The organism is Mesorhizobium helmanticense, from assembly GCF_003034915.1.
GTDB lineage: Bacteria > Pseudomonadota > Alphaproteobacteria > Rhizobiales > Rhizobiaceae > Mesorhizobium > Mesorhizobium helmanticense.
Map to the genome: position 1 here is coordinate 218,306 of NZ_PZJX01000007.1, position 17,702 is coordinate 236,007.

A 17,702-nucleotide genomic window follows, 5' to 3' on the forward strand; every position below is an offset into this window, starting at 1 on the left:
CCTTTCGCAATTCGGTGGAATACCGCGTTTATTCGTCGTCCTTGGCGGCCTTCTTCTTCGGCGCGGCCTTCTTCTTGGGCTCTTCCCCGTCGTCGGCCTTCTCAGCCTTCTTCGCAGCGGCTTTCTTCGCCGGCTTCGCCTTGGTCGTCTCGGTTTCCTCGTCGTCGGCCATCAGCTCTTCCTTGCTGACCTTGACGTCGGTGACGGAGATCTGGCCGAGCAGATGGTCGACGACCTTCTCCTCGAACATCGGCGCGCGCAGCGTGTTCAGCGCCTCGGGGTTGCTGCGGTAGAATTCGAACGCTTCCTGCTGCTGGTTGGCCGGATAGCGGCGCACCTGCTCGAAAAGGCCGCGCTGCAATTCCTCGTCCGACACGGTGACGCCGGCCTTCTCGCCGATCTCGGCCAGAACCAGGCCAAGGCGCACGCGGCGCTCGGCAAGGCGCATATATTCGGCGCGCGCCTCTTCTTCCGTCGTCTCCTCGTCGGCGAAGGTGCGGCCGGCAGCTTCGAGATCGCGGGTGACCTGGTTCCAGATGTTGGAGAACTCGGCCTCGACGAGCTTCGACGGTGCCTCGAACGAATAGGCCGCGTCGAGCTGGTCGAGCAGCTGGCGCTTGACCTTCTGGCGCGTCATCGAACCGAACTGGTTCTCGATCTGGGTGCGCACCACCTCACGCAGGCGCTCGAGCGACTCCAGGCCGAGATTCTTGGCCGTCTCGTCGTTGATCTCCAGCGCGCCGGGCTTGGAGACTTCCTTGACGGTGACGTCGAAGGTGGCTTCCTTGCCGGCCAGATGCGCCGCCTGGTAGTTTTCCGGGAAGGTCACGGTGACCTGCTTCTCATCGCCGGCCTTGCTGCCGATGAGCTGATCCTCGAAGCCCGGGATGAATTCCTTGGAGCCGAGCACCAGCGGCTGGTCGGTGCCGGCGCCGCCGGCAAATGCCTCACCGTCGATCTTGCCGACATAGTCGATGCTCACGCGGTCGCCTTCGGCGGCCTTGCCGGTCTTAGGCTCGTAGCTGCGTGCCGATTCGGCGACGCGCTGGACCTGCTCGTCGATCTCGGAGTCAGGCACGTCGAACACCTGGCGCGTCACCTTGATGTCGGAGAAATCCTTGATCTCGATCTCCGGGATGATCTCGTAGTTCAGGCGGAACTCGAAGTCGGCGCCGCCGGCCAGGATCTTCTCGGCCTCCTTCTCGTCCTCGGTCATGATCACTTCGGGCTGCATGGCGGCCTTTTCGCCGCGCCCGGTGATGATCGAACGGGTCGAATCGTTGAGGATCTCATTGACCACTTCGGCCATGAACGACTTGCCGTAGACCTTGCGCAGGTGCTGCACCGGCACCTTGCCGGGGCGGAAGCCGTTGATGCGGACCTTGTTCCTGGCGTCGGAAAGCCGCGCCATCAGCTTGGCTTCCATGTCACCGGCCGGCACGGTGATCTTGATCTCGCGCTTGAGACCGGAGTTGAGCGTTTCGGTGACCTGCATCATAAAACCTTTGTTTCCACCAATGAGGCCGCCAAACGGCTTCTGCCGTTACAACCTGCCGGTATGATCTTTGCCGGGAATGGCTTTGGCGCGGGACTTCAGGGTTTTGCCCGCCCAACGCGGCTCAAATCCTCAGGAAATACGCTCCAAAATGTGAATAAGTCTTTGTTTTTCCTACTTCTTATCACATTCAGCAGAAGCGGATCGTCGCGTCCCGTCACATTCGACACGCCTTTTGTCACAGGCGCGGCCGATTTTCAACCATCTTCGCAACTACAGCGCCGCGCGTCCTCTTGGACCCGCAAAGGACGCTGTAGCACCCTGATCTTGGCGCATGACCCTTCCCGAAATCGATTTTTCGATTTTCACGATCATGCGCCAGCCAACGACCCGATGTGGCCTGCGACATTGACAGAATGATGGCTACATGGGATTGGCCGGGCAATGCGGATGTGGCGGAATTGGTAGACGCCCTGGATTTAGGTTCCAGTGCCGAAAGGCGTGGGGGTTCGAGTCCCTTCATCCGCACCACCCTTCGCTCTGGCGAGCTTCGGGTGGCGGGCCACCCTGAAGCTCGTCAAAGCGAAGGGTGTCCTCCGAAGCCTTGGCGAAGGAGGACGGCGCACTGTCCAGCAGTTAACGCCGACACCTATGCGTGCTAATAAAGCGGCTCCTCGAACAGCGTCTTGTCGCCGTCCATCAGCGCCTTGATCTGCGCCGTGCCATCCCTGGCGAGCGCGACACGGATACCGAATGGCCGCACCCGCATGTCGTTCTGGATCGCTATCCCCTCGCCTTCCGGCAGATAGAACCGCTCGATGCCGTAGTCCGGCGCGATCGTCGTTTCTGGCATGCTCAGATCCCAGCCCGCGGCGACGTGCCCGACGATATCGGCCTCGTCGGCTGCGGCCGGCGCCGGCGCCTGCCCGAACCACGCGGCAATCGGCTGCCAATAGCCGTCGGCGCCCGGCTTCAGCCTGACCACGATCGGCGTGTCGTCGCTCGAGAGCTTGCCGGCCGGAATGTTGGCGATCAGCTTCACCGGTATCCGTGAGATATCGGAGCCGAGGCGAATATAGTCGCCGCGCAGCAGGTCGCGCGGATCGACCGGCTCGACCTTCAGGAGAACCTCCTTCCCGTCGCGCAGGATCGCCGCCCGGCCGGCGATGATCCAGCTCAAAAAGCCGATCTGGACGAGCGCCAGCACCAACGCCGAGATGACAAGTCTTTTCCCGGTCATCATGCTCTCGCTCCTTCCACGCCAGGCGCCTTCATGCGCTTTTCGATGCGGATGATGACAAAGGCCAGGATGCCGAGAAGCACGGCGGCGGCCAGGAAGAAGCCAGCCGTATCGAGCATCGATTGCAGCATCACCACATAGATAATGGCGAGCTCGAAGGCAAAGCCGGCATAGGCAACCCAGCGCAAACCCCTGCTCTCGCGGCCGCCGAGCACGATTGCCGCGACAATGCCAGCGAGCGCCACGGCCGAGGCCATGGCAAAGCCGCTGCTGTAGCTCGCTTCATTGGCCAGTTGGAACTGGATCATCGCCAGGCCGGTGAGGAAGCCGATCAGCGCGTGCAGAGGCAGCCGGCCGCCAAGCTGCAGGATCCTGTCGACAGGACCGGCGGCGAAGATCGCCGCCGCGAACAGCAGCGCCGAAACGACCACGAGCGGAATGGCGACGTGCAGCGTCTCGTAATCCATCGCCAACAGCACGAGATAGAAGATGACCGACAGGACAATCAGATGCCGCGCCGCCTGGCTGCGGGTCCAGAACGAAATGGCAAACAGCACGATTGCCATGATGACGAAGAGATGCGGAAATTCCGTGCGCCGGAAATAGTCGAACCCCTTCAGGAACAGCCAGGCATCGGCGATGCCGACGGCAGCGACGGTCAGCGGGTTTGAGCGCAGCGCGACGGCCGCCAGCGCCGTGCCCGCACCCCAGGTGATCAGCGCCGATGCCTCGTCGCCGGACAGATGGTACATCTGGCCGATCAGCGCGATCGATCCACCGAAGGCAGCGGCGGCGACGATCCACAGCGCCTCGCCGATCGCCGCATGGTCGCGCATCTTCAACACCGCGCCGCCGACATAACCGGCCAGAATGATGGCGAAGAGCGCCGCCACCCGTGCCAGCCGCGGAATGGCCTCCCAATTGGCGGCGACGAAGATCAGGATGGCCGCGCCAAACAGCAGCGCCGCCATCATCGCCAGGATCGAACCGAAGCTCAGCGATTTGCGTTCATTGGCCTCGACGTCGCTCGCCAGCGCATCGGCCGTCGATGCATCGATCAGGCCGGCCTGCGCCCATCGTGCGATATCGGCCCTCACCCGTGACGAATAGCTCGCCATGCCTTTCCCCCATTGCTTGGTCGTTTTTTCAGCCGAACCAGACAAGCCGTTGGCGCAACGGCATTTTCCAATTCGGGCTTCTTTGTGACGAAGCCGTGAGCGCGTCGTGATGTTGCATTGCACAATTTGCATTGCTGCCATGCAGCGATAGCGCTTTTAAACCGATATAACCCCACCTATCTTCACGGCGTACACAAAGACGGAATGATCCGAAAGAAAGACGAAACGAGAAATACCATGAACTTGATCCGCAACTACCGCAACTGGCGCCGCTACCGGGACACCGTTTCCGAGCTGAGCCGCCTGAGCAACCGCGAACTGACCGACCTCGGCATCAGCCGCAGCGACATCCACTACGTCGCTCGCAGGGCGGTCTAATCCCTTCGGACCGCAAATGGTCCGAACCAGTTTTGAAAAGAGAACGACAATGAACCTGATCCGCAACTATCGTAACTGGCGCGTTTACCGCGACACGGTTAACGAGCTGGGTCGCCTTTCGAACCGCCAGCTCCATGATCTCGGCATCATCCGCGACGAGATCAAGATCATCGCCCGCAAGGCGATCTGAAGTTTCTGAAGTTAAGGAATTTCGCCAGGGTCGACCTCCTCCCCGACCCTGACGGATACGGTCAGCCTTCACCTCCTCCCGAGGGTTGACCACCAAAACGGCGCCCGCCGCACCTCCTCCCGCGGCGGGCGCTGTTTCCAGGGCGAAAGAATTTCGTCCCAAGGGGTTTCGCCCCCTTTCATCAGGCGAAAGGAATTTCGTCAAAGCCGACCTCCTCCCCGGCGATGACGAATACGGTCGATCTTCACCTCCTCCCGAGGATCGACCACCAAAACGACACCCGCCGGACCTCCTCCCCCGGCGGGTGTTGTTGTTTTGGACCTGAAATCCTTGTGTTTGAAAACATTGAGGTCGGCGGCTAGAGACCGGACGAGAAACCACCACGCGAAGCCGACGATGGCCGAACCAGTCGGCCAGCTTGACAGGCACAGGGCAGCTTAAATAGTTGCCTGTGTCAGCCTATGGCGTCGGTATTCCAGCGGACTCGTGCCTAGCCAGCGCTGGCAAGCATGGCTTAGCGCGCTGGGTTGCTGAAACCCGAGCAGCCAGGCGATCTGCGAGATTTGCAAATCCCTCTGTTCCAGGTAGCGGACGGCGAGATCTCGCCGCAGTCCATCGAGTATCTCGCTGAACGTCAGTCCTTCGGAAGCCAACCGGCGCGCGAATGTCCTCTCGCTTATTCCAAGGTGCCTGGCGACTGTTTTGATGTCCGCCTCAGCATGAGGCAGGGCTGGCGCGATGACATTCTCCACAACAGTTCGGAAGGCGCTCGCATTGGAAGGACGGGCCCGGATCGCGTCCTCGCAGTTTTTCAACATCAGCTCATGCAGAAAAGGATCGCCTCCCACCACCTGCAAATCGAGCAATGCGGGTTCCAAACTCAACTCGTCGGTGTCGGCGCCAAACTGAACATCGCAACCCAACAGCTTTCTGGTCGGTGGATCGGATGGCCGGTGATGCACAAACTTGACTCCAAGCGGCGAGAACTTTTGACCGACGAGCTGACGACATAGCCGCAATAAGATCAAAGTCAGGAATTCCATGTGGTGCCGGTCGAGATGACGCGACACGCCGGCATAAGCAACATTGATCCGGCACGGCGACCCCTTGCGAATCCGTAAGATCAGGGCTTCGTTCCCCACCCGCACAAAACGCTCAAGGCGGCCCAGTGCATCGCCGAGACGCTGGGATGAAGCGGCTACGTAGTAAAGTATCCCCAATTCGCGCAGATCGACCGACTCGGCCAGGGAGAGGCCAAAATGGTGGTCGCGCACGGCCTTCGAAGCCAGCTCAAGAAACTCGATCTGCGATTTAACCCTGATGCGGTCGCGGCGGCTGAGAGCGGCGGCGGACAGACGACAGCGCGCGAGCAATGGCTTAGGGTCAACCGCGTGCCTTATGAGCTCTTCCACGGCCAAGCGAGCAGCCAAACCTGCTGCTGTCGGACCTGCGGCCAGGCCCTGAGAAATTGTCTCGCTTTTTTCCGCTGTCATGCGCCCCCCACACACAAGCCAGCCAATTATCAGCTTATGGGGCACCCAGCGCAAATCCTTGTCAAGCGGCTGCCAGTGACATCCGGCAAGCTCAGCCTCCTTCGGATTCCCTCTCTGATAGTAATCAGCCCAGAATTAGCGCACTCCATTGGCACAAGGCACGGCGGCGCGGGTTGCCTTGTTCTTCTTAGGTCGCGCGCCGCCGGCCCTCACGCGGTACGGCCGGATGGCCGTCGCGAGCGGTGAATGGAAAGATCTAGAAAGGCGTAGGCGAACGCGAGCGCCAAGCCCTAAGGCTGTTTTGCAGGCAGCCCGCACAGCCCCTTTGCTTCCGATGATCCGTGCGGGCTGGGGATTACCTCGAACGGCCCGCCAGCGCTTGCTTGCAGCTGCCAAAAACATGCCTCGAAATGCCACCCTTGGCAGGTCGGGCAGCATCTGCAGCGTCATGCGAGTGCGGCGGACACCTATCCGCTGGGGGCGAACCCCGGTACAATTGCAATCGCAGCTACAAGCGATTATTCCGGCGCATGATCAAAAATCCCATTCATATCATCGGCGGCGGCCTCGCCGGCTCCGAGGCCGCATGGCAGGCCGCGGAAGCCGGCATTCCCGTCATGCTGCATGAAATGCGGCCCGTGCGCGGCACCGATGCGCACAAGACCGAGGGGCTGGCCGAGCTGGTCTGCTCCAATTCCTTCCGCTCCGACGATGCCGAGACCAACGCGGTCGGCCTGCTGCATGCCGAAATGCGGCTGGCCGGATCGCTGATCATGAGCGCCGGCGATGCAAACCAGGTGCCGGCAGGTGGCGCGCTGGCCGTCGACCGCGACGGGTTTTCGCAGGCTGTGACCAAAAAGCTAGAAGCCCACCCGCTGATCACCATCCAGCGCGAGGAAGTGCCGGGCCTGCCGCCGGCGGACTGGGACCAGGCGATCATCGCCACCGGACCGCTGACCGCACCTTCGCTTGCCCAGGCGATCGGCGAAGCGACCGGCGCCGACGCACTTGCCTTCTTCGACGCCATCGCGCCGATCATCCATTTCGACACGATCGACATGAACGTCTGCTGGTTCCAGTCGCGCTACGACAAGGTCGGCCCGGGTGGCACCGGCAAGGACTACATCAACTGTCCGATGGACAACGAGCAATATCTCGCCTTCGTGCAGGCGCTGGTCGACGGCCAGAAGACCGAATTCAAGCAATGGGAAGGCACGCCCTATTTCGACGGCTGCCTGCCGATCGAGGTGATGGCCGAACGCGGCGTCGAGACGCTGCGCCATGGACCGATGAAGCCGATGGGGCTGACCAATGCCCACAATCCCAGCGTGAAGGCCTATGCCGTCGTCCAGCTCCGCCAGGACAATGCGCTGGGCACGCTCTACAACATGGTCGGTTTCCAGACCAAGCTGAAGCATGCCGAGCAGGTGCGCGTGTTCCGCACCATTCCCGGCCTTGAAAACGCCGATTTCGCCCGGCTCGGCGGCCTGCACCGCAACACCTACATCAACTCGCCGACGCTGCTCGACGCTTCGCTGCAGTTGAAGTCGCGGCCCGGCTTGCGCTTTGCCGGCCAGATCACCGGCTGCGAGGGCTATGTCGAGAGTGCCGCCATCGGCCTGTTGGCCGGACGCTTCGCCGCCGCCGAGCGGCTCGGCCATCAGGCCTCGCTGCCGCCGCTGACCACGGCTTTCGGCGCGCTGCTCAACCACATCACCGGCGGCCACATCGTGTCCGACGATGAGCCGGGCAAGCGATCCTTCCAGCCGATGAACGTCAATTTCGGCCTGTTCCCGCCGGTGGAAGCACCGAAAGCCGAGGGCAAGCGCCTGCGCGGCAAGGACAAGATCGTCGCCAAGCGGCGCGCCGTGACGTCGCGGGCGCTGGCCGATTGCCGCCAATGGCTTGGCTTGCCCGAGCGGGCGGAAGCGGCCGAATAGCTACTCAGCCGGTCCGAGGGTAACCACCGGCAAACCGGGCTTGCCCGCTTCGCCGGGATTCCTTCTGACATAGGCCGCCTTCAGGCTCTCCGAGGTTTCGCGCGAACCGTCATGGCTCCAGCCCGGCGGCTTGATCAGATAGTTGAGGCGGTCGCTGAGCGTGAGCCCCGGCGCCAACGCATCCGCGAACATGCCGATCCACTCGTGGAAGGCCACTTTCAGCGGGTTGAAGGTGCCGATGTTTTTGACGATGCCGTAGCGCGGGCGATCCTCCTCCAGCTCCTCGACGAAGGTGCCGAACATGCGGTCCCAGATGATCAGCGTGCCAGCAAAGTTGGCGTCGAGATAGCGCGGATTGGTGGCGTGGTGGACACGGTGATGCGAGGGCGTGTTGAAGATGAACTCGAACCAGCCCCACATCTTGCCGATGGTTTCGGTGTGGATCCAGAACTGCCAGACCAGGTTGAAACCGAAGGTGAAGGCGATAACCGCCGGATGGAAGCCGAGCAGCACCAGCGGCGCCTGCAGAACGAACATGAAGGTGAACAGTCCCGTCCAGCTCTGCCTGAGCGCCGTCGACAGATTGTAGTGCTGGCTGGAATGATGGTTGACGTGTTCGGCCCACACCCAGCGCACCCGGTGCGCGATGCGGTGGTAGACATAGTAGCGCAAATCATCGAGCAGGAAGGCGGCCAGGAACACCGGGAACGACAGGCCGAGGTTGAAGAAGCGGAATTGCCACAGCCACAGCAGCGCCCAATAGGAAACGACTCCGAGCAGCAGCCCGGCAACGACATTGCCGGTGCCCATCATCAGGCTGGTCAGCGTGTCGCGCGTCTCGAACGATCCCTTGGCGCGGCCGGTGCGTACCATCCAGAGCTCGATCAGGATCGCGCCGACGAAGAACGGAATGGCAAGCTGGGTGACTTGCGGGAAATTGTAGTCGTCCATCATGCAGCCTCCTTCGCCAGGCTCGGATCATACAGCCCAAGTGCGGCCGCGACGGTCTCGGCATCGCTTCTGTCGGCGAAGGCAAAACGCCCGCCTTTCCAGGTGAAGTCGGCGAGCTTGAGCGTGATGGCGCCGCCATCGTCGACATTCAGGGCAACGATATCGCCGGCCGTGACGATGCGGGTCAAGAAACAGTCGCCAACGCTGTGGACGATGCCGGTGCGCGCTTGCTCAAGACCAAGAAACGCCGTCCTGCCGTCCTTGGTGAGGCGGATCGCCGTCACCGCTTCATCGGGAAAATCCTCAGCGAAACGGCTCAATGCCTGATCCGCGCCGGCGAGCGTCGCCGTCCTTGTGCCGCCGGTGAAATGCACGGCCGCAACCGACAACGCAATGCCGAAGACGACAAGTGCGACCAGCACGGGCAGGCTCATGAACCGCTATCTCCTCCGGGCCGGCGCACTCGGCTTCGACCCAGGACAAGTCCTACCATGATTGACGTTTACGTCAAATGGGTGGCCAGCCCTTCGATGCACGGCGCAGCAGCAGCCAATGCCGGCGCAAGGCTGACAGCCGCACCACGCGATCGAGCGGCGAACGGCTTTCCATCCTGTCGAGATAGGCGCGTGTCAGGGCAAGCGGCAGATAGGCCGGGCGCAGCGCAGGCGGCAGGGCCGGCGCGCCCTGCTCGAAGGCGGCCAGATGCTCGCGCGCCAGCGCGAGCATCGCCGCAACGGCGCGTTGCGCGCCAGGGCCGCCATCGCCTTTGACGAACTCTTCCGGCGAGGAGCCGGCTGCCGCAAGGACATCCGCCGGCACGAAGCACTGGCCGCGCCGGCGATGCAGCGGCAACAGCAACAGAAGACCGGTCATTGCCTGCGCGCAGCCCGCCCTGCCCGCCAGTTCGGCGAAACGCGGTGCTTCGACCGGATCGAGCACCATCGCCGCAAGCTGGATGAGCGCCGCCGCCGTCTCACCGCAATAGCCTTCAAGGTCGGTACGCGACGGCATCGGATCGTCGTAAAGGTCGAAAATACGCGCTTCGAGCATGTTGTCGAATGCCGGCTTCGGCAGGCGGTGGGCCGAAATCGTGGCCTTCAAGGCGTCGGCGACGGGATGGCCGACGTCTGCCCTATCGTCCGCTTCTCCGGCAATCGTATCGCGCCACCATTGCAGCCGCACCTCGCCTGGCAGCGGCTGATGGATGCGGTCGCGAATGCCCGATATCTCGGCGTTGAAGGCATAAAGCGAAAACAGCGCGTCGCGCTTGTCCGCTGGCGCATAGAGCGCCGAGAGATAGCGGTCGTGATCAGCGGCGCGCACCGCTTCCATGACGATTTTGGCGTCGTCGATCATCTCAGTCGACGGCAAAGAGCGCGGCGGCCACCGCGCGGTTTTCCGCCAGAAGAACATTGTAGGTCCGCACGGCAGCACCAGTCGACATCGGATCGGAGGCAATGCCCGCCGCCTTCAGCGCGGCACGCAGCGCCGCCGGCAATGGTCTGAGATCCTTGCCGGTGCCGACCAGCAGGATCTCGACCTTGTCGGCCTCATTGAACAGTCTTTCGAAATCCGCCGTCGTCAGCGCGGTAGCGTCGGCCGGCTCCCAGCCATGGATGCCGGACGGCAGGCAGAGCAGCGAACCGCGATGCGACATGTCGGCGAAGCGGAAACCGCCATTGCCATAGGCCTCGATCGGGGCGCGGCCGGGAAAGTGCGCCTCGCGGATGACGATGCCTTTTGCCACGGCCGGGCGGCGTCAGGTCGCCAGGGCTTTGCCGCCGCTCACCGACTTCTCCTCGTCGGCGGTTGCGGCCTGCGGCCGCAACTTGAACAGGATGAGCAGCGGCGCGGCGATGAAGATCGACGAATAGGTGCCGAAGACGACGCCGAACAGCATCGCCAGCGTGAACGAACGGATCACCTCGCCGCCGAACAGCACCAGCGCCAGAAGCGCCAGGATCGTCGTCACCGAGGTCAGCGTCGTCCTCGACAGCGTCTCGTTGATGGCGTTATTCAACAGCTGCGGCAGCGGCATCTTCTTGTATTTTCTCAGATCCTCGCGGACACGGTCGTAGACGACGATCGTATCGTTCAAGGAATAGCCGATGATGGTCAGGATCGCCGCCAGCGACGACTGGTTGAATTCCAGTCCGGTGACGACGAAGAAGCCGATAGTCATGACCACATCGTGCACGGTGGCGATGATGGCGCCGACCGCGAACTGCCACTCGAAGCGGAACCAGACATAGACCAGGATGCCGACCAGCGCGAGCAACATGGCGATAGTGCCCCACTTGGCGAGTTCGCCGGAAACCGTCGGTCCCACCACTTCGACGCGGCGGAAATCGTAGTTGTCCTGCAACTCGCCCCGCACCTTGTCGACGACGGTCTGCTCGGCGTTCTCGCCGCCGTCCTGCGTGCCGACACGGATCAAGACATCGTTCGGTTCGCCGAACTGCTGCACTTGGATTTCGCCGATGTTGAGTTCCGAAAGCCTGCCGCGGATGTCGGCAAGGTCGGCATTGCCATTCTTGGCCCTTACCTCGATCAGCGAACCGCCTTTGAAGTCGATGCCGTAGTTGATGTCGACGGTCATGAACAGCACGACCGACAGTACCGACAGCACGCTCGACAGCGCGAAGGTCCAGCGGCGGATGCCCATGAACGGGATTTTCGTGCCAGGCGGAACGAAGGTCACCGGCGCGCGCGGCAACTCCTTCGGCCGCGCCCTGCGCAGCCAGATCGAGACCAGCAGCCGGGTGAAAGTGAAGGCGGTGAAGACGGTGGTCAGGATACCGATGGCGAAGGTTACGGCAAAGCCCTTCACCGGCCCTGTGCCGAGCCAGAACAGCACCACCGTAGCGATCAGCGACGTGACGTTGGAATCGACGATGGTCGCCAGCGCCTTGGCGAAGCCGATATCGATCGCCTGGATGACCGAGCGGCCGGCTCTTCGCTCCTCGCGGATGCGCTCGTAGATGAGAACGTTGGAATCGACGGCCATGCCGATGGTCAGCACGATACCGGCAATGCCCGGCAAGGTCAGCGTCGCGCCGAGCAGCGACAACAGCCCGATGATCATCGCCACATGCACAGCCAGCGCGATATTGGCGAGGAAGCCGAGGAAGCCGTAGGCGACGAACATGAAGGCGACGACGAGAATGGAGCCGATGATACCGGCGACCTTGCCGGCATGGATGGAGTCCTGGCCAAGGCCCGGACCCACTGTACGCTCCTCGATCACCGTCAGCGTCGCCGGCAGCGCGCCTGCGCGCAGCAGCACGGCGAGATCGTTGGCGCTCTCAGCGGTGAAATTGCCCGAAATCTGGCCGGTTCCGCCAAGGATCGGCTCGCGGATCTGCGGCGCCGAGATGACCTGGTTGTCAAGGATGATGGCAAACAGCTTGCCGACATTCTGCGAGGTCGCCTGGCCGAAGCGCGCAGCACCCTTCGAATCGAATCGGAACGAAACCACCGGCTCGTTGTTCTGCGAATTATATGTCGCCTGGGCGTCGACGAGGTTTTCGCCCGAAACGATGACGCGGTTCTCGATCAGATAGGGAACAGGCGGGTCGTCTTGCGAATAAAGCACCGACGATCCCGCAGGCGGGCGGCCGTTGAGCGCGTCCTGCACCGGCATCGACTGGTCGACCATCTGGAAGGTCAGCTTAGCGGTCTGGCCAAGGATTTCCTTCAGCCGCTGCGGATCCTGCAAACCCGGCACCTGGACCAGGATGCGGTCGTCGCCTTGCCGCTGCACGATCGGCTCGGTCGTGCCGAGTTCGTTGACGCGCCGGTCGACGACCTCGATCGACTGCGTCAGCGCCGTCGACGTGCGGTATTTGATGCCGGCATCGGTGACGGTAAATTTGAGCAGGCCTGGCTCGGAATCATCCAGCGTCATCTCCTGGATCGAGCCGCCGGTAAACAGGCCGGCCGCCACCGGCTCCGTCAATGTCTTCAATGCAGTCTTGGCGGCATCGACCTGAGCCAGATCGGTGATGCGGACCTGCACGGTGCGGCCCGACCCGGCAAGGCCGGTATAACCGACCTTGGCGTCGCGCAGCAGCGTCCTGATCTCGTCGCGCGTCGTCTCCAGCCGATCCTTGATCAGATCGTTCGGATCCATCCTGAGCAGGATATGCGAGCCGCCCTGCAGATCGAGGCCGAGCGTCATCTGACGCTTCGGCACCCAATCGGGAAGCTTGGCCAATGTGCTTGCCGAGAACAGATTGGGCGCTGCGAGGATCACTGTGGCGGCCACGGCCAGCCAGATCAGGATCATCTTGAAGCGCGAAAAATAAAGCATCGGTTATCGTCCGTTCAGGCGTACAAGCGGCTGCGTTCCGCCTTCAATTCGGTTATTTCTTGGCATTCCGGTTCGCCACCAGCTCGCCCTTAACCTGCACATCGTCAATTGTCGAGCGCGGTACAGTCAATTTGGCGCCGCCGCCAGGATCGGTTCCGGCGTCAATTGGCTGATTTCCGGCCTCATTCTAATTCTGCCCGCCGCCAGGCGCTATCGTGCGTTCTTCAACTATTTTCAGTCTTGCCGGTAACGGACCAGAACGCAAAAGCACGGCAAGATCTTTGGCGCTCTCATTGGTGAAGTTGCCTGATATCTGGCCGGAGCCGCCAAGGATCGGCTCGCGGATAACGGGCGCCGACAGCACCTGATTGTCGAGGATCATCGCAAACGGCTTGCCGACATTCTGCGAGGTCGCTTGAGCAAAACGTGTCGTACCCTTGGAATCGAAATTGAACGATACGACCGGCTCGTTCATGGCCGAATTGTAGGTCGCCTTGGCATCGACGATGCTGTCACCGGAAACAACTACACGGTCTTCGACTAGGTAGGGAACCGGCGGATCGTCTTGCGAATAGAGCACCGAAGAGCCCCGCGGCGGCCGGTTGTCGAGCGCATCCTGCACAGGCCACGACGTATCGACCATTTGAAATGTCAACTTGCCAGTCCGTCCGAGAATGTCCTTGAACCGGACTGGGGTCCGCAAGCCGGGCACCTGCACCAGTATTTGGTCATCGCCTTGCTGCTGCACGATCGGTTCGGAAGCGCCGCTCTCGCTGACCCGAAGTTTGACGACGTCCATCGACCGCACCAGCGCCATCGATGTCCGGAGCTTGACGCCGGCATCCGTTATTGTGAGTTTGAGCAATCCGGGTTCCGGCTCATCAAGCGCTATCTCCTCGACCGGGTTGGCCCCGGCAACCGGATCGGTGAATATTCTCAGGGCTGTTTTGGCGGCATCGATCTGAGCCGGATCCGAAATGCGGACCTTGACCTCGCGACCCGATCCAGCAAGGCCCGTATAGCCGATCCTGGCATCGCGCAGCAGTGAGCGAACGTCATCGCGCACCGTCTCCAGCCGATTCTTGATCAGATCATCCTTGTCTACCTCCAGCAGGATCTGCGAACCGCCTTGCCGGTCGAAACTCGCCTGCCGCTTCGGCAGCCAGGCAAGAAGGTCTTCGAGCGTACCGTCCGGCTTCATAGCGAGCGCGCCAAGCATCACGCCAAAGACCACCATGACGGCAACAGCCAGCCAGATAAGAGTCTTGGTGAGGCGCGAAAACCACATGGCGTTGTCCGTTGCTGGCGGACCGTGCCGCCCGAAGCCCGGCTATCTCCTGAGCTTATTTCTTGGCGTTCTGGTTCGCTACCGGCTCGCCCTTGACGCGCACATCGGCGATCGTCGAGCGCAGCGCCGTCACCTTGGTGCCACCGCCGAGATCGATCTCGAGCTCATTGTCGTCGATCACCTTGGTCACCTTGCCGACGAAGCCGCCACCGGTGACGACCGTGTCGCCGCGGCGAACCGCCGCCAACATCTCGCCCCGCTTCTTCAACTGCGTGCGCTGCGGACGGATGATCAGAAAATACATGATCACGAAAATCAGGACAAACGGCAAAATGCTGATGAACATATCGGGAGAGGCGCCGACGCCTTGGGCATATGCCGGTGTAACGAACATCGAGGTCCTCCTGAATGGTGAAAAGCCGCCTCATGGCGGCCCCGCGAAATTTGGCCGGAATATAGTCGGTAAAGTTGCCAATGCAACTGCGCTGCCAGGCATTTCAGTTGCTTTTCCGGTCTGTTGAGCCGTGCTAGAGCGTGATCGCGAAAAACGAAGCCTGGTTTCAGGAAAAGATCATGCTCTAACAAAAGGTTGGAACAGGTTCCGAAACCGCCGGAATCGAATGGGTTCCGCGTCATGCCTCCCTGAAAGCGAAACAAAAAGACAAGAAATGACCGACAGCACCCTCGAAGCCCTGAACCAGAAGCTCGACCGCCTGATCGAGGCGGTCACTCGTCTCGCCCCCCCGCCGGCGCCAAAAACCGACCTCGGCGGGGCCGATTGCTTCGTCTGGCAAGCCGATCCCGGCTATCTCGAACCGGTGCGCAAGGTCAATCGCGTCGACATCGGCCTGATCCGTGGCGTCGACCGCGTCCGCGACATACTGGTCGACAACACCGAGCGCTTCGCCGCCGGCTACGCCGCCAACAATGTGCTGTTGTGGGGCGCGCGCGGCATGGGCAAATCGTCGCTGGTCAAGGCCGTGCACGCAGCCGTCAACGGATCGGCGAAGCTCGACCTGCCGCTCAAGCTGATCGAAATCCACCGCGAGGACATCGACACGCTGCCGAAGCTGATGGGCTTGCTGAAAGCAGCACCCTATCGCTTCATCCTGTTTTGCGACGACCTCTCCTTCGATCATGACGACACCTCCTACAAGTCGCTGAAGGCAGCGCTCGAGGGTGGCGTCGAGGGCCGCCCGGCCAATGTGATCTTCTACGCCACCTCGAACCGGCGTCATCTGCTGCCGCGCGACATGATCGACAATGAGCGCTCGACCGCCATCAACCCGTCCGAGGCGGTCGAGGAAAAGGTCTCGCTGTCCGATCGTTTCGGCCTCTGGCTCGGCTTCCACAAATGTTCGCAGGATGAATATCTCGACATGATCGACGGCTATGTCCGCCATCACGAGCTTGCCATCGATCCCGAAACGCTGCGCGCCGAGGCGCTGGAGTGGGCGACAACGCGTGGCAGCCGCTCGGGCCGCGTCGCCTGGCAGTTCACCCAGGATCTGGCTGGCAGGCTGGGCAAATCCCTCAAGGACAACTGAAAAAGCCCGCCCCTTGGCAGGGCGGGCTAAGCCGGCAGGCCGGACTGGAGGTCAGGCGGCCTGCAAATCTTTTTTTCTTCTATTCGAGACAGGTCGAAGAATCGGCTCTTCTTTATTCAAGATAGGTCGAAGGATCGACCGGCGCCGAGTTCTTGCGCACTTCGAAGTGAAGCTTCGGCGAGTCGGTCGTGCCGCTCATGCCGGACAGTGCGATTTCCTGACCGCGCTTGACCTTCTGGCCGCGCTGCACCTCGATCGAACTGGCGTGGCCGTAGACGGTGACCAGCCCGTTCTCGTGGCGCACCAGCACCGTGTTGCCGAATTCCTTGAGGCCGTCGCCGGCATAGATGACCACACCGTTCTCGGCCGCCTTGACCGGCGTTCCCTCGGGCACGGCGATATCGACACCGTCCTTGCCGCCGCCGAAGCCGGAGATCACGCGGCCGCGCACCGGCCAGCGCATCTTGCCGATGCCGGTGGCATTGGGCGCCACCGCGTCGTCGTCCTCGGCCTGCTGGATGACCTTTGCGTCCTTCTTTGGCGGCGTATAGGAGGCGAGCGTTTCCGACGGCGTGGTCTTCGCCGCAGGCGGGGTGGTGGCCGTCGTCACCGGATCGACCTTCGCCGGCTTGGCGCTGGCGACAGTCGCCGTGCCGCCGGCCGGAACCTTCAGCATCTGGCCGATCTTGAGCAGGCCATCCTGCATGCCGTTCGCCTGCTTCAGCGCAACGACGCCGACACCGGTCTTCCTGGCGATGGCCGACAGCGTATCGCCCTGCTGGACCGTGTAGGTGCCGCCGGCACCGGCCGCCTTGGGCGCGGCCTTTGCGTCTTTCGGCTGGCCTGCCGCGGCCGACGTATCCACCTGCGCGACTGACTTGCCTTCCTTGAGCTTCGGCTGCTGCGGCAGCACGGCCACCTTCTCCGGCGCGCTTGCCGGCACGTCATGCTTGGTGCCGTTCGAGGGCTTTGCGTCGGCGATTTTCGGGGCGGCTTCCTTGCTCGAATAGGCATAGGCCGGAATGACGAGCTTCTGGCCGCTCCTCAGCCCCTTGGTCTCGCTCAGCCCGTTGACCTTCATGATGGCGTCGGCGGGCACGCCATAGCGCCGCGACAGACCGGAAATGGTTTCGCCATCCCTAACGATGATCTCGGTCGCATGCGGCTTGCCGCCCGCCGTCGCCATGCGCGGCGCATCGGGCTCGGCGTCCTTGAACGGCCTTGACGCCGGCGCGACGGTGCCGGTTGCAGTGCGGTCGACCCGAGGCGCGGCAGGCGCCATGGCCGGCGCAGTAGCGGTACGCACCGGATTTGCGGCAGGCGCCAGCGCCGGAGCCGGCTGCGCCTGACTGACCGGCGGCAATTGCCGCGTCGTCACCGGCTCGAGGCTGGAGCGGCTGACCGACTGGGTGTAGGTGCCGTCGACCGGAGCTGCAGCGACAGGGGCATCGCCCGGATAGGGCTGGGCATTGTCTTGCTTGTCGATGATGGCGCGCTGATTGTTGGTCGAGGCGGTGAAGACGTCGTCGACGCCATTGAACCGCGCCACCTGGGAACTGCACCCTGCGGCGGCACCCGCGACCATGAGGACGGCGCAGCCACGCGCCAGATTGCGTCCGTTTGCCTTCAAAACACTGAATTGCATCGCACTAACCCGCACACAGACCCGGTACAAACTGAGCGTGATTAAAGCGCGTTAATGTTACTGGTCGGTTAACCCATTAGAATCCGACGCAAATTTTCTTAAAAT

The 17,702-nt window shown here is 62.3% G+C and carries 16 protein-coding genes and 1 tRNA gene; 5 read left to right on the forward strand and 12 right to left on the reverse strand.

Annotated features, from left to right (window positions below; genetic code table 11):
- Positions 1-28: 28 nt before the first annotated feature.
- Positions 29-1,495, reverse strand: a complete 1,467-nt coding sequence (gene tig, locus C9427_RS05205; RefSeq protein ID WP_107648203.1) for a trigger factor — start codon at positions 1,493-1,495, stop codon at positions 29-31.
- A 446-nt stretch (positions 1,496-1,941) separates the two neighbouring features.
- On the opposite strand from tig, the gene C9427_RS05210 reads away from it, so the two are divergent.
- Positions 1,942-2,026: transfer RNA gene (locus C9427_RS05210), tRNA-Leu, on the forward strand.
- Between the two features lie 127 nt (positions 2,027-2,153).
- Here C9427_RS05210 and C9427_RS05215 read toward each other — a convergent pair.
- Positions 2,154-2,738, reverse strand: a complete 585-nt coding sequence (locus C9427_RS05215) for a GDYXXLXY domain-containing protein (RefSeq protein ID WP_107648107.1) — start codon at positions 2,736-2,738, stop codon at positions 2,154-2,156.
- A complete protein-coding gene (locus C9427_RS05220; protein WP_107648108.1) occupies positions 2,735-3,853 on the reverse strand; it encodes a DUF2157 domain-containing protein in 1,119 nt (372 codons plus the stop codon). Before C9427_RS05220 ends, C9427_RS05215 begins: the two co-directional genes overlap by 4 nt.
- A gap of 237 nt (positions 3,854-4,090) precedes the next feature.
- On the opposite strand from C9427_RS05220, the gene C9427_RS05225 reads away from it, so the two are divergent.
- Both C9427_RS05225 and C9427_RS05230 read left to right on the forward strand, forming a co-directional pair.
- Positions 4,091-4,231 carry a DUF1127 domain-containing protein gene (locus tag C9427_RS05225; protein WP_097576669.1) on the forward strand — a complete coding sequence of 47 codons (141 nt, stop codon included), beginning with the start codon at positions 4,091-4,093 and terminating at the stop codon, positions 4,229-4,231.
- A gap of 49 nt (positions 4,232-4,280) precedes the next feature.
- Complete coding sequence (locus C9427_RS05230) at positions 4,281-4,421, forward strand: DUF1127 domain-containing protein (RefSeq protein ID WP_006335195.1); 141 nt, start codon at positions 4,281-4,283, stop codon at positions 4,419-4,421.
- Between the two features lie 437 nt (positions 4,422-4,858).
- Here the strand turns inward: C9427_RS05230 and C9427_RS05235 are convergent, their stop codons facing one another.
- Positions 4,859-5,914 (reverse strand): AraC family transcriptional regulator, encoded by a 1,056-nt coding sequence (locus tag C9427_RS05235; protein WP_107648109.1) that lies wholly within the window; start codon positions 5,912-5,914, stop codon positions 4,859-4,861.
- Between the two features lie 530 nt (positions 5,915-6,444).
- On the opposite strand from C9427_RS05235, the gene trmFO reads away from it, so the two are divergent.
- The gene (trmFO, locus tag C9427_RS05240; protein WP_107648110.1) at positions 6,445-7,854 is read left to right on the forward strand and encodes a methylenetetrahydrofolate--tRNA-(uracil(54)-C(5))-methyltransferase (FADH(2)-oxidizing) TrmFO; all 1,410 of its coding nucleotides are present in this window, start codon (positions 6,445-6,447) and stop codon (positions 7,852-7,854) included.
- On the opposite strand, the gene C9427_RS05245 is transcribed toward trmFO, so the two are convergent.
- From C9427_RS05245 to yajC, 7 genes are all read right to left on the reverse strand, one after another.
- Positions 7,855-8,805 (reverse strand): sterol desaturase family protein, encoded by a 951-nt coding sequence (locus C9427_RS05245; RefSeq protein ID WP_208636348.1) that lies wholly within the window; start codon positions 8,803-8,805, stop codon positions 7,855-7,857.
- Positions 8,805-9,239 (reverse strand): hypothetical protein, encoded by a 435-nt coding sequence (locus C9427_RS05250; RefSeq protein WP_107648112.1) that lies wholly within the window; start codon positions 9,237-9,239, stop codon positions 8,805-8,807. Before C9427_RS05250 ends, C9427_RS05245 begins: the two co-directional genes overlap by 1 nt.
- Positions 9,240-9,312: 73 nt before the next feature.
- On the reverse strand, positions 9,313-10,161 hold the full coding sequence (locus C9427_RS05255; protein ID WP_167434252.1) for a phytoene/squalene synthase family protein: 849 nt from the start codon (positions 10,159-10,161) through the stop codon (positions 9,313-9,315).
- A 1-nt stretch (position 10,162) separates the two neighbouring features.
- Positions 10,163-10,552: an Mth938-like domain-containing protein gene (locus tag C9427_RS05260; protein ID WP_107648113.1), complete on the reverse strand. Its 390-nt coding sequence runs from the start codon at positions 10,550-10,552 to the stop codon at positions 10,163-10,165.
- A 12-nt stretch (positions 10,553-10,564) separates the two neighbouring features.
- A complete protein-coding gene (gene secDF / locus C9427_RS05265; RefSeq protein ID WP_107648114.1) occupies positions 10,565-13,117 on the reverse strand; it encodes a protein translocase subunit SecDF in 2,553 nt (850 codons plus the stop codon).
- Between the two features lie 187 nt (positions 13,118-13,304).
- Positions 13,305-14,405 carry a SecDF P1 head subdomain-containing protein gene (locus C9427_RS05275; protein ID WP_107648115.1) on the reverse strand — a complete coding sequence of 367 codons (1,101 nt, stop codon included), beginning with the start codon at positions 14,403-14,405 and terminating at the stop codon, positions 13,305-13,307.
- A gap of 55 nt (positions 14,406-14,460) precedes the next feature.
- Entirely contained in the window at positions 14,461-14,799 is a 339-nt protein-coding gene (gene yajC, locus C9427_RS05280) for a preprotein translocase subunit YajC (RefSeq protein WP_008876289.1), read from the reverse strand.
- Between the two features lie 274 nt (positions 14,800-15,073).
- Between yajC and C9427_RS05285 the strand changes: the two genes are divergently transcribed.
- Positions 15,074-15,952: an ATP-binding protein gene (locus C9427_RS05285; RefSeq protein WP_107648116.1), complete on the forward strand. Its 879-nt coding sequence runs from the start codon at positions 15,074-15,076 to the stop codon at positions 15,950-15,952.
- A gap of 112 nt (positions 15,953-16,064) precedes the next feature.
- On the opposite strand, the gene C9427_RS05290 is transcribed toward C9427_RS05285, so the two are convergent.
- Complete coding sequence (locus C9427_RS05290) at positions 16,065-17,597, reverse strand: LysM peptidoglycan-binding domain-containing M23 family metallopeptidase (protein ID WP_107648117.1); 1,533 nt, start codon at positions 17,595-17,597, stop codon at positions 16,065-16,067.
- Between the last annotated feature and the right edge of the window lie 105 nt (positions 17,598-17,702).

Bases quoted from the DNA above. Each gene is read 5' to 3' on its own strand.
- C9427_RS05235 (WP_107648109.1), bottom strand. From the start codon at position 5,914: ATGACAGCGGAAAAAAGCGAGACAATTTCTCAGGGCCTGGCCGCAGGT.
- C9427_RS05255 (WP_167434252.1), bottom strand. From the start codon at position 10,161: ATGATCGACGACGCCAAAATCGTCATGGAAGCGGTGCGCGCCGCTGAT.
- secDF (WP_107648114.1), bottom strand. From the start codon at position 13,117: ATGCTTTATTTTTCGCGCTTCAAGATGATCCTGATCTGGCTGGCCGTG.
- C9427_RS05245 (WP_208636348.1), bottom strand. From the start codon at position 8,805: ATGGACGACTACAATTTCCCGCAAGTCACCCAGCTTGCCATTCCGTTC.
- C9427_RS05275 (WP_107648115.1), bottom strand. From the start codon at position 14,405: ATGTGGTTTTCGCGCCTCACCAAGACTCTTATCTGGCTGGCTGTTGCC.
- trmFO (WP_107648110.1), top strand. From the start codon at position 6,445: ATGATCAAAAATCCCATTCATATCATCGGCGGCGGCCTCGCCGGCTCC.
- C9427_RS05290 (WP_107648117.1), bottom strand. From the start codon at position 17,597: ATGCAATTCAGTGTTTTGAAGGCAAACGGACGCAATCTGGCGCGTGGC.
- C9427_RS05230 (WP_006335195.1), top strand. From the start codon at position 4,281: ATGAACCTGATCCGCAACTATCGTAACTGGCGCGTTTACCGCGACACG.
- C9427_RS05220 (WP_107648108.1), bottom strand. From the start codon at position 3,853: ATGGCGAGCTATTCGTCACGGGTGAGGGCCGATATCGCACGATGGGCG.
- C9427_RS05285 (WP_107648116.1), top strand. From the start codon at position 15,074: ATGACCGACAGCACCCTCGAAGCCCTGAACCAGAAGCTCGACCGCCTG.
- yajC (WP_008876289.1), bottom strand. From the start codon at position 14,799: ATGTTCGTTACACCGGCATATGCCCAAGGCGTCGGCGCCTCTCCCGAT.
- C9427_RS05215 (WP_107648107.1), bottom strand. From the start codon at position 2,738: ATGATGACCGGGAAAAGACTTGTCATCTCGGCGTTGGTGCTGGCGCTC.
- C9427_RS05225 (WP_097576669.1), top strand. From the start codon at position 4,091: ATGAACTTGATCCGCAACTACCGCAACTGGCGCCGCTACCGGGACACC.
- C9427_RS05250 (WP_107648112.1), bottom strand. From the start codon at position 9,239: ATGAGCCTGCCCGTGCTGGTCGCACTTGTCGTCTTCGGCATTGCGTTG.
- tig (WP_107648203.1), bottom strand. From the start codon at position 1,495: ATGCAGGTCACCGAAACGCTCAACTCCGGTCTCAAGCGCGAGATCAAG.